General features: G+C 69.8%; 11 protein-coding genes and 2 tRNA genes. 12 read left to right on the top strand and 1 reads right to left on the bottom strand.

The features are described 5' to 3' along the window. Window positions 1–376 precede the first annotated feature (376 nt). The 8 genes from dnaN to ABD401_RS12115 all read left to right on the top strand — a co-directional run bounded on the left by dnaN (window position 377) and on the right by ABD401_RS12115 (window position 10,246). Window positions 377–1,501 (top strand): DNA polymerase III subunit beta, encoded by a 1,125-nt coding sequence (gene dnaN, locus ABD401_RS12150; RefSeq protein WP_344605000.1) that lies wholly within the window; start codon window positions 377–379, stop codon window positions 1,499–1,501. Between the two features lie 66 nt (window positions 1,502–1,567). Further along, window positions 1,568–2,503, top strand: a complete 936-nt coding sequence (gene gnd / locus ABD401_RS12145; protein ID WP_344604998.1) for a phosphogluconate dehydrogenase (NAD(+)-dependent, decarboxylating) — start codon at window positions 1,568–1,570, stop codon at window positions 2,501–2,503. A gap of 89 nt (window positions 2,504–2,592) precedes the next feature. Beyond that, a complete protein-coding gene (gene recF, locus ABD401_RS12140) occupies window positions 2,593–3,729 on the top strand; it encodes a DNA replication/repair protein RecF (RefSeq protein WP_344604996.1) in 1,137 nt (378 codons plus the stop codon). Further along, on the top strand, window positions 3,719–4,273 hold the full coding sequence (locus ABD401_RS12135) for a DciA family protein (protein ID WP_344604994.1): 555 nt from the start codon (window positions 3,719–3,721) through the stop codon (window positions 4,271–4,273). The genes recF and ABD401_RS12135 overlap by 11 nt, the downstream gene beginning before the upstream one ends. 364 nt (window positions 4,274–4,637) lie before the next feature. Further along, window positions 4,638–6,611, top strand: a complete 1,974-nt coding sequence (gyrB, locus tag ABD401_RS12130) for a DNA topoisomerase (ATP-hydrolyzing) subunit B (protein WP_344605057.1) — start codon at window positions 4,638–4,640, stop codon at window positions 6,609–6,611. A gap of 67 nt (window positions 6,612–6,678) precedes the next feature. Beyond that, the gene (gene gyrA, locus ABD401_RS12125; RefSeq protein ID WP_425566124.1) at window positions 6,679–9,204 is read left to right on the top strand and encodes a DNA gyrase subunit A; all 2,526 of its coding nucleotides are present in this window, start codon (window positions 6,679–6,681) and stop codon (window positions 9,202–9,204) included. A gap of 3 nt (window positions 9,205–9,207) precedes the next feature. Then, window positions 9,208–10,095, top strand: coding sequence for a DUF3566 domain-containing protein (locus ABD401_RS12120; protein WP_344604990.1), 888 nt, complete (start codon window positions 9,208–9,210; stop codon window positions 10,093–10,095). Between the two features lie 76 nt (window positions 10,096–10,171). Beyond that, a tRNA-Ile gene (locus ABD401_RS12115) sits at window positions 10,172–10,246 on the top strand. A gap of 32 nt (window positions 10,247–10,278) precedes the next feature. Here ABD401_RS12115 and ABD401_RS12110 read toward each other — a convergent pair. Further along, complete coding sequence (locus ABD401_RS12110) at window positions 10,279–11,181, bottom strand: crotonase/enoyl-CoA hydratase family protein (RefSeq protein ID WP_344604988.1); 903 nt, start codon at window positions 11,179–11,181, stop codon at window positions 10,279–10,281. Window positions 11,182–11,307: 126 nt separating this feature from the next. Here ABD401_RS12110 and ABD401_RS12105 point away from each other — a divergent pair, with 126 nt between their 5' ends. The 4 genes from ABD401_RS12105 (at window position 11,308) to ABD401_RS12090 (ending at window position 13,637) form a co-directional block, all read left to right on the top strand. Further along, window positions 11,308–11,700 carry an SRPBCC family protein gene (locus tag ABD401_RS12105; RefSeq protein ID WP_344604986.1) on the top strand — a complete coding sequence of 131 codons (393 nt, stop codon included), beginning with the start codon at window positions 11,308–11,310 and terminating at the stop codon, window positions 11,698–11,700. Between the two features lie 83 nt (window positions 11,701–11,783). Next, window positions 11,784–11,903: a DLW-39 family protein gene (locus tag ABD401_RS12100; protein ID WP_019874431.1), complete on the top strand. Its 120-nt coding sequence runs from the start codon at window positions 11,784–11,786 to the stop codon at window positions 11,901–11,903. 151 nt (window positions 11,904–12,054) lie between these two features. After that, a tRNA-Ala gene (locus ABD401_RS12095) sits at window positions 12,055–12,130 on the top strand. A 139-nt stretch (window positions 12,131–12,269) separates the two neighbouring features. Continuing rightward, complete coding sequence (locus ABD401_RS12090; RefSeq protein ID WP_344604984.1) at window positions 12,270–13,637, top strand: DUF7125 family protein; 1,368 nt, start codon at window positions 12,270–12,272, stop codon at window positions 13,635–13,637. Window positions 13,638–13,642 lie beyond the last annotated feature (5 nt).

Genomic DNA, 13,642 nt, shown 5'->3' with positions numbered 1-13,642 from the left:
CGGGGACGAGGCTGTGCATCGGACGTGGGGACGAATCGCACGAATCCGGCCCGAGCGCCCGAACGTGTCGTTCGTGCACGGCCGCCCCACCGGATGCCCACAGGGCCCGTGGACGCCGACCCGTCGCTGACCTGGGCAGACGCGGCTGTCCACACAATCCACCGCTCCTAAGAAGAACGACTACTTCTCGATCTCCGGAGAATGGACACAACAAGCCTGGAACCGGGAGCATCTGGGGAGATCCTCGCCTGTCAGACTTGCGCGCTATGACGTACCGGCGGACCGTCCGGTTCCAGCCTCGGGTCGGAAAGTCCGCGAGGTCTGCCAACGGGGTTGTACTTCCCGGGTTCGCCCGGACTAGTGGAGGCGATGACCGGTGAAATTCCGGGTCGAGCGTGACGTTCTGGCCGAAGCGGTCGCGTGGACAGCCCGGAGTCTTCCGGTCCGTCCGCCGGTGGCGGTGCTGGCGGGCCTGATGTTGTCGGCGGACGAGAACGGGCTGGCGCTGTCCGGCTTCGACTACGAGGTGTCCGCGCGGGCGGAAGTCTCGGCCGACATCGCGGCGGAGGGCCGGGCGCTCGTGTCCGGCCGCCTGCTGGCCGACATCTGCAAGAGCCTGCCCAACAAGCCGGTCGACATCACCGTCGACGGCACGAAGGTCAACCTCGTCTGCGGGAGCGCGCGGTTCAGCCTGCTGACGCTCCCGGTCGAGGACTACCCGACGCTGCCGGACATGCCGACCCGCTCCGGCACGGTGCCGGCCGACGTGTTCGCCCACGCGGTCGCCCAGGTCGCGGTCGCGGCCGGCCGGGACGACACGTTGCCGATCCTCACCGGCATCCGGATCGAGATCGAGGGCGAGACGGTGACCCTCGCGGCCACCGACCGCTACCGCCTGGCGATCCGCGAGTTCACGTGGAAGCCGGAGCAGCCCGGCACGTCCGTGCAGGCACTGGTCCCGGCCAAGACGCTGGCCGACACGGCCAAGTCGATGAACGGCGAGGTCGAACTCGCGCTCTCGTCCGGGACCACCGGCGAGGGTCTGGTCGGCCTGGCCAGCAGCGGTCGCCGCACCACGTCGCGCCTGCTCGAGGGTGATTTCCCCAAGTACCGCTCGCTCCTGCCGTCGGAGTCGCTGTCGTACGCGACCGTCGCGACCGCCCCGTTCCTCGAGGCCGTCCGCCGCGTGTCGCTGGTCGCCGAGCGGAACACCCCGGTCCGGTTGTCGTTCGCGGCCGGTGAGCTGGTCCTCGAGGCGGGCTCCGGCGACGAGGCGTCGGCGTCCGAGGCGCTCGAGGCACACCTGGACGGTCCGGACATCGCGATCGCGTTCAACCCGACCTACCTGCTCGACGGTCTGGGTGCGCTCGACACCTCGCACGCCCGGCTCGCGTTCACCACGCCGACCAAGCCGGCGGTCATCACCGGCTCGACCGGCGACGGCGCGGCGGAGAACAGCGAGTACCGTCACCTGCTCATGCCGGTCCGTCTCTCCGGGTAACACCCGGGCGGGGCCGGTGGGCCCTTCGGGTGCGGCGCGTACGGACGAACGACAGGAAACACACACATGCAGATCGGGATGGTCGGGCTCGGCCGCATGGGCGGCAACATGTCCGAGCGGCTCCGCGCCGCCGGGCACGAGGTCGTGGGATTCGACAACGACCCCGCCAAGTCGGACGTCGCGGACCTGAAGGCGCTGGTCGACGCGCTGGCTGCGCCCCGCGCGGTGTGGGTGATGGTTCCGCACGGCAGCCCGACCACCGCCACCGTCCACGCGCTGGCCGAGCTGCTCTCCCCCGGTGACGTCGTCATCGACGGCGGCAACTCCCGCTGGACCGACGACCTCGAGCACGCGAACCACCTCGGCGACCGCGGCATCGGGTTCGTCGACGTCGGTGTCTCCGGTGGTGTCTGGGGCCGGACCAACGGCTATGCCCTGATGGTCGGCGGCGCCGACCCGGACGTCGAGCGGCTGATGCCGATCTTCACCGCGCTCAAGCCCGAGGGCGAGTTCGGATTCGTGCACGCCGGCGGCGTCGGCGCCGGCCACTTCACCAAGATGGTCCACAACGGCATCGAGTACGGCCTGATGCAGGCCTACGCCGAGGGTTACGAGCTGCTCGCGGCGTCCGACGTGGTCACCGACGTCCCCGCCGTCATCAAGTCCTGGCGCAAGGGCACGGTCATCCAGTCCTGGCTGCTCGACCTGCTCGACCGGGCGCTCGAGGCGGACGACGACCTGTCCGAGCTGCGCGGTTACGCGCAGGACTCGGGCGAGGGCCGCTGGACGGTGGAGGCCGCGATCAACCACGCGGTACCGCTGCCCGTGATCACCGCCGCCCTGTTCGCGCGCTTCGGGTCGCGGCAGGACGACTCCCCGGCGATGAAGGTGATCGCGGCGTTGCGCAACCAGTTCGGCGGCCACGCGGTCACCTCGGCCGCCGGTTCGGTCGAGAAGGGCGCGGACGCGCCCGGCGCGGACGTCACCCCGCCGGTCGGCTGAGGCGGATTGCAACTCCGGGCGCCGGAATCGGTCGCCCGACACTCCGCACCGGTCTCGCTCGGCCGGGCGCCGGGACGGAGAATGAGGGTGTGTACCTCGATTCGCTGGCGCTGACGGACTTCCGGTCCTACGCCGCCGCGGAGATCGAGCTGGTGCCCGGGGCCTGCGCGTTCATCGGGTTCAACGGCCAGGGCAAGACAAATCTGGTCGAGGCGATCGGCTACATCGCGACCCTCGGCAGTCACCGCGCGGCCGGGGACGCTCCGCTCGTGCGCCTCGGCGCCGAGCGCGCCACCGTGCGGGCGGGGATCGTCCGGGACGACCGCCGCGCGCTGGTCGAACTGGAGATCCGGCCGGGCCGGACCAACCGGGCGCGGATCAACCGCGCGGACGTGCCGCGCCCGCGCGAGGTGCTCGGCCTGCTGCGGACCGTGTTGTTCGCGCCCGAGGACCTGGCGATCGTCAAGGGCGACCCGTCCGAGCGCCGGCGCTTCCTCGACGAGCTGCTCACCGTGCAGTCCCCACGGATGGCGGGCGTCCGGGCGGACTACGACCGCGTCCTCAAGCAGCGGAACGCGCTGCTCAAGACGGCCGGCGCCACGGTGCGCTCCGGCAAGGGCGACCTGCGGACGCTCGAGGTGTGGGACTCGCACCTCGCGACCGCCGGCGCGGACCTGCTCGCGGCGCGGTTGCGCCTGGTCGCGGCGCTCGAGCCCCTGGTGGCGAAGGCCTACGACGAGGTCTCCTCGGGCGGCGGGCCCGCGACCATGAGTTACAAGAGTTCCCTCGGACCGGAGGTCGAGCTCGGGGCCGACCGGGACCTGCTCTCCGCCCAGCTCCTCGAGGCCATCTCGGCCGCACGTTCGCAGGAGCTCGACCGGGGGATCTCGCTGGTCGGCCCGCACCGCGACGACCTCGTGCTCCACCTCGGCCCGCTGCCGGCGCGCGGCTACGCCAGTCACGGGGAGTCCTGGTCGTACGCGCTCGCCTTACGGCTCGCGTCCTACGAACTGCTCCGCGAGACCGGCGCGTCCGGCATGGACCCGGTCCTGATCCTCGACGACGTGTTCGCCGAGCTCGACGCCCAGCGCCGTGCCCGCCTGGCCGAACTCGTCGGCCGCGCGGAGCAGGTGCTGATCACCGCGGCGGTGCCCGGCGACGTCCCCGAGGAGCTCAGCGGCGCCCGGTACGACGTGATGGCCGGCGAGGTCCGCCGTGTCTGCTGACCCGCCGGTCTCCCCGGACGCCGGCGACTCCCCCTCCGGCCCGCCCGCGGACGCCGTCGCCGGGCTGTCGGGGATCGACCTGGCGCGAGCCGCGCTCGCGGAGGCGCGGGCCGCGGCGCGGGAACGGGCGCGCACCCCCGGTCCGCGCAGCGCACCCCGCCGGACCGAGCGCCGCTCGGGTGGGTCGCGCGATCCCCAGCTGATCTCCGACGCGCTAGCCGGCCTGATCGCGGAGCGCGGCTGGGAGGTCCCGGCCGCGATGGGCAACGCGATGGACCGCTGGGCCGAGATCGTGGGCTCCGACATCGCGGCGCACGCCGAACCGGTCTCCTACGAGGAGTCGGTGCTGACCGTCCGGGCGTCGTCCACAGCCTGGGCGACCCAGCTGCGCCTGCTCGCCCCCGAGATCGTGCGCCGGCTGAACACCGAACTCGGGCACGGTTCCGTGCTGCGGATCGACGTCAAGGGCCCCACCGGTCCCAGCTGGCGCAAGGGCCGGTTGCGGGTGCAGGACGGGCGCGGACCGCGCGACACCTACGGGTGAGCCGAACCGGTGACCCCCAGGTTTTTCCACACCTGGGGACAACTCCCTGGGTATAGACCGTACGTTTTCGCGCCGCCCGTCCTGACGGTTCGACCCGGGCCCGTGTGGGGGGACACGTAAACGGGGGTTCGACGCGCCTGTGACGCGTCCAGAGGCCGTGGCGGCGCGGGTGTGTCCCCTTCGACCGCTAGACTGGAGCGGAACACGCGCGGTGTCGGCCTTCCGGGCCGGACCGGGCTCGACGGAGGGAACGGCGGCTTTCGTGGTCGACAGCAACAGTACGGCGACCGGCACCATCGCAGATCCGAACTCCGACCCGGCCCCCGCGGAAGCGTCCACGGTTCAGCCGAACAACAACGGCGAACTGCGCTCGTACGACGCCAGCGCCATCCAGGTCCTCGAGGGCCTGGAGGCGGTCCGCAAGCGCCCCGGCATGTACATCGGCTCCACCGGCGAGCGCGGCCTCCACCACCTGGTGTACGAGGTTGTGGACAACTCTGTGGACGAGGCTCTGGCCGGGTTCTGCGACCAGGTCGACGTCACGATCCTGGCCGACGGCGGCGTCCGCGTCGTCGACAACGGCCGCGGCATCCCGGTCGACGAGCACCCGGTCGAGAAGAAGCCGGCCGTCGAGGTCGTCCTCACCGTCCTGCACGCCGGCGGCAAGTTCGGCGGCGGCGGCTACGCGGTCTCCGGTGGTCTGCACGGCGTCGGTGTCTCCGTGGTGAACGCGCTGTCGACCCGGGTCGAGGTCGAGATCCACCGCGACGGCTACGTCTGGCGCCAGGCCTACCGCCGTGGTGTCCCCGAGGCTCCCCTCGCGAAGGGGGAGACGACGGACCGCACCGGGACGGCGGTCACCTTCTGGGCCGACCCGGAGATCTTCGAGACCACGAACTACACGTTCGAGACGCTGCGCCGTCGGTTCGAGGAGATGGCCTTCCTCAACAAGGGCCTGACGATCTCCCTCACCGACGAGCGTGCGGTGGAGGTCGAGGACGAGACCATCGAGCAGACCGAGCCCGCCCACGCGCGATCGGTCCGCTACATGTACCCCGGCGGCATCGTCGACTACGTCCGCCACCTGAACGAGGCCAAGGGCGAGCACCACAAGACGATCCTGTCGTTCGAGGCCGAGGACACCGAGCGCCACATGGCGCTCGAGATCGCGATGCAGTGGAACACCACGTTCAACGAGTCGGTGTTCACCTTCGCGAACACGATCAACACCCACGAGGGCGGCACGCACGAGGAAGGCTTCCGCTCCTCGCTCACGTCGCTGGTCAACAAGTTCGGCCGCGAGTGGAAGATCCTCAAGGACAAGGACCCGAACCTCACCGGTGAGGACATCCGCGAGGGCCTGACGGCGATCGTGTCGATCAAGCTGTCGGAGCCTCAGTTCGAGGGTCAGACGAAGACCAAGCTCGGCAACACCGAGGCGCGCACCTTCGTGCAGACGGTGCTGAACGACCGGCTCGGTCAGTGGTTCGAGCAGAACCCCGAAGAGGGCAAGATCATCGCCCGCAAGGCGATCGACGCCGCGACCGCGCGCATGGCGGCGCGCAAGGCGCGCGACCTCGCCCGCGGCCGCAAGGGTCTGCTCACCGGTGGCGGCATGCCGGGCAAGCTGAGGGACTGTCAGTCACGCGAGCCGGAGAAGTGCGAGCTCTACATCGTCGAGGGTGACTCGGCCGGTGGCTCCGCGGTCGGTGGCCGCGACCCCATGACGCAGGCGATCCTGCCGATCCGCGGCAAGATCCTGAACGTCGAGAAGGCGCGCATCGACCGCGTCCTCCAGAACACCGAGGTCCAGGCGATCATCACGGCGCTGGGCACCGGTATTCACGACGAGTTCGACATCAACAAGCTCCGGTACCACAAGATCATCCTGATGGCCGACGCCGACGTCGACGGCCAGCACATCCGGACGCTGCTGCTGACGCTGCTCTTCCGCTTCATGAAGCCGCTCGTCGAGGCCGGCCACGTGTACCTGGCGCAGCCGCCGCTCTACAAGATCAAGTGGCCCGGCGGGAAGTCGAACGTCGAGTACGCCTACTCCGACCGCGAGCGCGACGCGCTGCTGCGCGTCGGCGCCGAGGCCGGAAAGAAGATCCCGAAGGAAGACGGCATCCAGCGCTTCAAGGGTCTCGGCGAGATGCCGGCGCAGGAGCTGTGGGACACCACGATGGACCCGGCCACCCGGATCCTGCTCCAGGTCACCCTCGACGAGGCCGCCCTGGCCGACGAGTTGTTCTCGATCCTGATGGGCGAGGACGTCGAGTCCCGCCGCAGCTTCATTCAGCGCAACGCGAAGGACGTGCGATTCCTTGACATCTGACACTTCGTCAGCCCCGCCGCCCCCGCCGCCGGGCGACCGCATCGAGCCGGTCGCGCTCGAGGTGGAGATGCAGCGCTCCTACCTCGACTACGCGATGAGCGTGATCGTGGGGCGCGCACTTCCGGACGTCCGTGACGGCCTCAAGCCGGTGCACCGCCGCGTGCTCTACGCGATGTACGACGGTGGGTACCGGCCGGACCGGGGTTACAACAAGTGCGCCCGCGTCGTCGGCGACGTCATGGGCAACTACCACCCGCACGGTGACTCCGCGATCTACGACGCCCTCGTGCGTCTGGCGCAGCCGTGGTCGATGCGGATGCCGCTGGTCGACGGCAACGGCAACTTCGGTTCGCCGGGCAACGACCCCGCCGCCGCGATGCGGTACACCGAGTGCCGCCTCGCGCCGCTCGCGATGGAGATGCTCCGGGACATCGACGAGGAGACCGTCGACTTCTCGGACAACTACGACGGGCGCCAGCAGGAGCCCGACGTCCTGCCGGCCCGGTTCCCGAACCTGCTCGTCAACGGCAGCGCCGGCATCGCCGTCGGCATGGCGACGAACATCCCGCCGCACAACCTCCGCGAGGTCGCGGCCGGCGTGCAGTGGTACCTCGAGAACTTCGAGGCCTCGAAGGAAGAGCTCCTCGAGGCGCTGCTCGAGCGCGTCAAGGGCCCGGACTTCCCGACGGGTGCTCAGATCATCGGGCTGCGCGGGATCCAGGATGCGTACCGGACGGGTCGTGGCTCGGTCACGATGCGCGCCGTCGTCGAGGTCGAGGAGAACGCCAAGGGGCGGACCCAGCTCGTCGTCACCGCGCTGCCGTACCAGGTCAACCCGGACAACCTGGCGACGAAGATCGCCGAGCTCGTCAACGACGGCAAGCTGCAGGGCATCGCCGAGCTGAACGACGAGACCTCGGCCCGTACTGGCCAGCGCCTCGTCATCGTCCTCAAGCGCGACGCCGTCGCGCAGGTCGTGCTGAACAACCTCTACAAGCACACCCAGCTGCAGGACACCTTCGGCTGCAACATGCTCGCGCTCGTCGACGGTGTGCCCCGCACGCTCAGTCTCGACGCGTTCGTGCGCCACTGGGTCGCTCACCAGATCGAGGTCATCGTCCGGCGGACGCAGTACCGCCTGCGCAAGGCCGAGGAGCGCGCCCACATCCTGCGCGCGCTGCTCAAGGCGCTCGACGCCCTCGACGAGGTCATCGCGCTCATCCGGCGCAGCCCCACGGTCGAGGAGGCGCGTTCGGGCCTCATGGCGCTGCTCGAGATCGACGAGCTGCAGGCGACCGCGATCCTCGACATGCAGCTGCGCCGCCTCGCGGCCCTCGAGCGCCAGAAGATCATCGACGAGTACGACGAGCTGATGGCCCGTATCGCGGAGTACAACGCGATCCTCGCCTCGCCGGAGAAGCAGCGTCAGATCATCTCCGAGGAGCTCGCGGCCACCGTCGAGAAGTACGGCGACGAGCGCCGCACCGAGATCCTGCCCTGGGAGGGCGAGGTCTCGATGGAGGACCTCATCGCCGAGGAGGACGTGGTCGTCACGATCACGCGCGGTGGCTACGCCAAGCGGACCTCCACGGCGCTCTACCGCGAGCAGAAGCGCGGCGGGAAGGGCGTCCGCGGAGCCTCGCTCCGCCAGGACGACATCGTCGAGCACTTCTTCGTGACGACGACTCACCACTGGATCCTGTTCTTCACGAACAAGGGCCGGGTGTACCGGACAAAGGCGTACCAACTGCCCGATGCCGGGCGGGACGCCAAGGGCATGCACGTCGCGAACCTGCTCGCGTTCCAGCCGGACGAGACCATCGCGCAGGTCGTCTACCTGCGTGACTACTCGGTCGCGCCGTACCTGGTGCTGGCCACGCGCAGCGGTCAGGTGAAGAAGACGGCGCTCGCCGAGTACGACTCCCCGCGCCAGGGCGGCGTCATCGCCATCAACCTGCGTGAGGACGACGAGGTCATCGGCGCGGTCCTGGTCTCCCCCACGGACGACCTGCTGCTCGTCAGCCGGCAGGCGATGTCGATCCGCTTCACGGCGGACGACAGCGCGCTCCGTCCGATGGGCCGCGCGACCGGCGGTGTGCGCGGCATGGCGCTGCGGGAGGGCGACAGCCTGCTCTCGATGGCGCTGGTCCGCCCGGACTCCGACCTCGTGGTGGCTACTGCGAACGGGTTCATCAAGCGGACCGCTTGCGACGAGTACCGGATCCAGGGTCGCGGCGGCTTCGGCACCTTGGCCGCGAAGACAACGGACGAGCGTGGCGAACTCGTCGGTGCCGAGGTCGTGACCGAAGGCGAGCAGCTTTTTGCCATCACTTCGAACGGCGGAGTCATCCGAACGGTTATTACAAGTACTGATCCTCGGCGTACAGGTCGTGCCACCATGGGCGTACGGCTGATCAATGTGGCCGACGGTGACAGTGTCGTCGCGATCGCGCGCAACGCGGAGACCTCGGACGAGGACTCCGAAACCGGGACGGAAGAAGATTCCGATTCGGTGTCGGTGCCCACGGCGGACGACAGTGGCGGGGATGATCATGGCGGCTCCGGGGGAGGCGCCGACGATCGGGAGGACTGAGCCATGAGCTCGAAGGAAGGCCGCGGGGGGCTGTCCCGCTTCGGCATCGGACGGGGTGGGTCCGACGCCGACAAGAAGGGCGGGGACGACGGCGCTTCCGAGTCCAGGTCCGAGTCCAGGTCCGAGGCCAAGGCAGCGAAGCGTGAGGCCAAGGCCGCCACGGCGACCGCCGACAAGCGCAAGACCGAGCCCGAGATCGTGGCCGCTCCGGCGGTCAGCGACGGCGAGGTCCTGACGCCGGCGGAGCCGGTCAGCGTCCCGGCCTCGGCGAACGGCAGCGCGAGCGCCCCGGTCAACGCCTCGGCGTCGGCCAACGGCGGCTCGTCCGGTTCGTCCGCTCCGGCGAAGGCCGCGTCCGCCGTGGTGGACGCGCCGCCGGCGAAGCCGGTCAAGAAGGTCCCGCTCGCCCCCTCCCGTGCCGGCTCGGCGCGGGAGAAGGCGGAGCCGCTGAAGTCCGACGCCCCGATCCCCCGCTCGCGGCTCGGCCGGACCAAGAGCAGCGACGCCCTCCGCGCCCCGCGCGTGCGTCGCGCTCGCCTCAAGATCGCCAACATCGACCCCTGGTCGGTGATGAAGGTCTCGTTCCTGTTCTCGGTCGCGCTCGGCGTGATCCTGCTCGTGGCGGTGGCGCTGCTCTGGCTGCTGCTGGACTTCATGGGCTTCTTCTCGACCGTCGCCAGCACCGTCGACGACATCAGCGGCGAGGAGGGCTCGTCCGGCTTCGACGTCGTCGCGTTCTTCTCCCTGCCTCGCGTCCTGGGCATGGCGACGATCGTGGCGCTGGTCGACATCGTGATGATCACGGCGCTCACCACGCTGTGCGCGTACCTGTACAACATCTCCACCGACCTGGTCGGCGGCGTCGAGGTCACCCTCGCCGAAGAGGAGTAACCGAACCTGTATCGAAGGCCTCACCCGATCCGATTGGGTGAGGCCTTCGACGTTGGGGTATCTTTCTCCGGTCCCCGGGCCTATAGCTCAGCTTGGTTAGAGCGCTTCCCTGATAAGGAAGAGGTCGGTGGTTCAAGTCCACCTAGGCCCACCCACTGCTTCACCCGCAGGACCACGCGCCGCTCAGCGGCGCGGCTGCACGTCGAGCACGTTCTCAGGGTTCGGCCGCTCGCCCTGGGAGTAGTCGCCGAAGGGCGCGTCCCGCCGGGCCACGGCCGCCGACGCGCCCTCCTGCTCCGCGAGGCGGATGAACTCGAGCGCGTCCGGGGTGTTCCGGAGCATCCCGTCGAGCATCGTCCCGAGCAGCTGGGTGCTCCCCAGGCCCATGTTCATGTAGGCCTGGTTGACGACCGTCTTCATCGCGGTGAGTTGGGACTGGGGGATCGTGACCAGCCGGTCGGCGAGGGCGAAGACCGTCTCCTCCAGGCGCTCGAACGGGACGGCGTCGTTGACCAGGCCGAGGGCCTTGGCCTCGACGCCGGACAGCGCCCGGCCGGTGAGCGCCAGCTCCTTTGCGTGGGCCAGCCCGAGCCGATAGATCCACATGCCGGCGAGGTGGCAGCCCCACATCCGGGAGTACGGGGTCCCGATCCGGGCGTCCTCGCTCATGACGACGATGTCGGCGCACAGGGCGAGCTCGCTCCCGCCGCCCACGCACCAGCCGTGGACGGCCGCGATCACCGGCTTGGGGCTGTGCCACAGGCTCATGAACTTCGGGACGAACCCGAGCGTCGGGGAGCTGTTGGTGACGAGCTCCTTGCCGGGGTCCCACTTGCCGTCGGTGTAGAGCACCTCGTCCCACTGGTGGAACCCGTCGCCGAAGTCGAAACCGGCGCAGAACGCGCGGCCGGCGCCCCGCAGGACGATCACCTTCACCGCGCGGTCCCGGGCGGCCAGGTTCACCGCCGCCTCGATCTCGTCGGGCATCGGCGGGACGATCGTGTTGAGCTCGTCAGGACGGTTCAGGGTGATCGTGGCGACGGGGCCGTCGGTCGCATAAACGATCGTTTCGAACTGGTCTGCCATCTTTCGCTCCGGGACTCGCGGGACGTCGAGACCCCGACGTTACGGGGTTCCTGACGCACGTCCGCGCTGCACGAGGCAGGATGGAGCTAACAGACCTACCGTTCGGTAACACAGGGGAAGCCCGCCATGACCTCGGTCCGAGTCCACACCCGCATCGCCGCTCCGGCGGATGTCGTCTGGAAGGTCGTCAGCGACGCCGCCGCCGTCGCGTCCTGGGTACCCGCGATCGCGCGCTCGTCGGCCAGCGGCTCGACCCGGCAGTACGAGATCCACAACGGCCCGGTGATCACCGAGGAGATTGTCACCAACGACCAGGTGCTCCGTCGGTTCCAGCACTCCATCCGCTCGGGCCTGCCGATCGAGGCGCACCTGGCCACCATCGACGTCCTCGAGGACCGCGACGGCGCCCTGGTCGTCTACGGCGCGGACGTGGAGCCCCAGGCCGCCGCCTCGATGATGGCCGGGCTGATGTCGGACGCCCTCGACGGTCTCCGGCGCTTCGTGGAAGCCGGCGCCTGACTCGGCGTGGTGCAGGTCACGCCCGCTGTCGGGCCGTGCGTTAGCCTGGCGCCCTCTCCATCGATCGAAGGCGAGGGAACGACGTGAAGAAGCTCGTGCTGGCCGCGCTCGCCGCGGCCGGGGGTGCGCTGGCGTTCAAGAAGCTGAAGGCCGGCAAGGCAGAGCAGGACCTGTGGGCCGAGGCCACCGACCCGGTGCGCTGACGTTCCACCGACGCTGACGCCCTCGCCCGGTCCGGGCGGGGGCGTTCGCATCTTCTGCGGGTGTCTTCTGCGGGTGTCTGCGCCCATCCTCCGGCCCGGATGGCCGCGACGCGCCGCAGAGGTTGAGGCGCTAGCCTGGACCCCGCATCTCGGGGACGTAGCTCAACTGGCAGAGCACTGCCTTTGCAAGGCAGGGGTTAGGGGTTCAAGTCCCCTCGTCTCCACCACTCACGTCGTTCGCTCGTCACCCCCAGCCGCGGGTGGGTGAACGGGGCGGGACCGGGGAAGGGGCCCGGCGGAGCCGCGCGGGGCCGCTAGGGTCGCGGGGCGAGGACGGGAGGAACGCGGTGTCCGCACGACTGTCCAGTGGCCATCCCCCGGTTGGACCAGGTGCTCGGAGGCGGGATCTGGGACGACGCGCTGACGATGATCACCGGCGACCCGGGGACGGGGAAGACGCTCCTCGCCCAGCAGATCGTGTTCGCGAACGCGACGCCGGAACGGCCCTCGCTCTACGTCTCCACGGTCTCCGAGCCGATGGAGAAGATCCTCCGTTACGGCCGGAGCCTGTCGTTCTTCGACGAGGACGCCGTCGGGAAGTACGCCTTCTACGAGGACCTCGGCGGGGTCCTCGACGAGCGGGGGCTGCCGGCGTTCGTCGAACGCCTCGAGGCGGTCATCGCCGAGCACCGGCCCGGGCTCATCGTCATCGACAGCTTCAAGGCGTTGCACGCCTTCGCGCAGGAGCCCAGCGACTTCCGCTGGTTCCTCCACGACATCGCGGCCCGGCTGTCCGCCACCGGCGCCGCCGCGCTGTGGGTCGGCGAGTACAACGCGGACGAGATCAGCCGCGAGCCCGAGTTCGCCGTCGCGGACGCCATCATCTCGCTGAGCTCCGAGATGAGCTCCGAGCGGCAGATGCGGATGCTCCAGGTCCTCAAGCTGCGCGGCAGCGACTTCATGTCCGGCCAGCACGGGTACCGCCTCTCCGCGGACGGACTCCACGTCTTCCCCCGCCTCGCCGACCCCCCGGACCAGCACAGCTATCCGTTCAGCGAGCAGCGCCTCACCTCCGGGATCTCGGTGCTCGACTCGATGACGGGGGGCTACTGGCCCGGGTCGTCGACGCTCGCGGCCGGCCCGTCCGGGGTCGGGAAGACCGTCCTCGGGATGAGCTTCATCGTCGCTGGCGCCGAAACCGGCGAGCGAGGGCTGATCGCCACGCTCCAGGAGAACCCGACGCAGCTCGCTCGGGCGGCCGCCGGCTTCGGTTGGGATCTGTCGCACCCTCAGATCGATCTGCTCTACCGATCGTCCGTCGACCTCTACGTCGACGAGTGGGTGCACACCGTTCTCGAACGGGCCGAGCGGACGGGCGCCAGCCGGCTGATGGTCGACAGCCTCGGCGACCTCGCGCACGCCTCCCCCGATCCCATCCGCTTCCGCGAGTACGTCTACTCCTTCGTGCAGCGGTGCGCGACCCGCGGCGTCAGCGTGTTCCTGACGATGGAGGTGCCGGACCTGTTCCACCTCAACCGGCTCTCCGAGCTCGGCGTCTCGAACATGAGCGACAACGTGATCCTGCTGCAGTACGTGCGGTCGGACTCACGGATCAAACGCGCCGTCACCGTGCTGAAGACCCGGGCCAGCGCGCACGAGCCCGAGGTGCGCCGGTACCGGATCACCGATCGCGGTATCGAGGTCGGCGACCCGCTCGAGGCCTACGAGACCTGACGGAA

The organism is Sporichthya brevicatena (assembly GCF_039525035.1).
Lineage (GTDB): Bacteria > Actinomycetota > Actinomycetes > Sporichthyales > Sporichthyaceae > Sporichthya > Sporichthya brevicatena.
Note: the sequence above shows the minus strand (reverse complement) of the source record. Positions and strands in the feature narration are given on the sequence as shown.

What these genes read in the sequence shown, in the direction of transcription:
- ABD401_RS12105 (WP_344604986.1), top strand. Translation starts at nt 11,308, where the DNA reads ATGACCTCGGTCCGAGTCCACACCCGCATCGCCGCTCCGGCGGATGTC.
- ABD401_RS12120 (WP_344604990.1), top strand. Translation starts at nt 9,208, where the DNA reads ATGAGCTCGAAGGAAGGCCGCGGGGGGCTGTCCCGCTTCGGCATCGGA.
- gnd (WP_344604998.1), top strand. Translation starts at nt 1,568, where the DNA reads ATGCAGATCGGGATGGTCGGGCTCGGCCGCATGGGCGGCAACATGTCC.
- gyrA (WP_425566124.1), top strand. Translation starts at nt 6,679, where the DNA reads ATGCAGCGCTCCTACCTCGACTACGCGATGAGCGTGATCGTGGGGCGC.
- ABD401_RS12110 (WP_344604988.1), bottom strand. Translation starts at nt 11,181, where the DNA reads ATGGCAGACCAGTTCGAAACGATCGTTTATGCGACCGACGGCCCCGTC.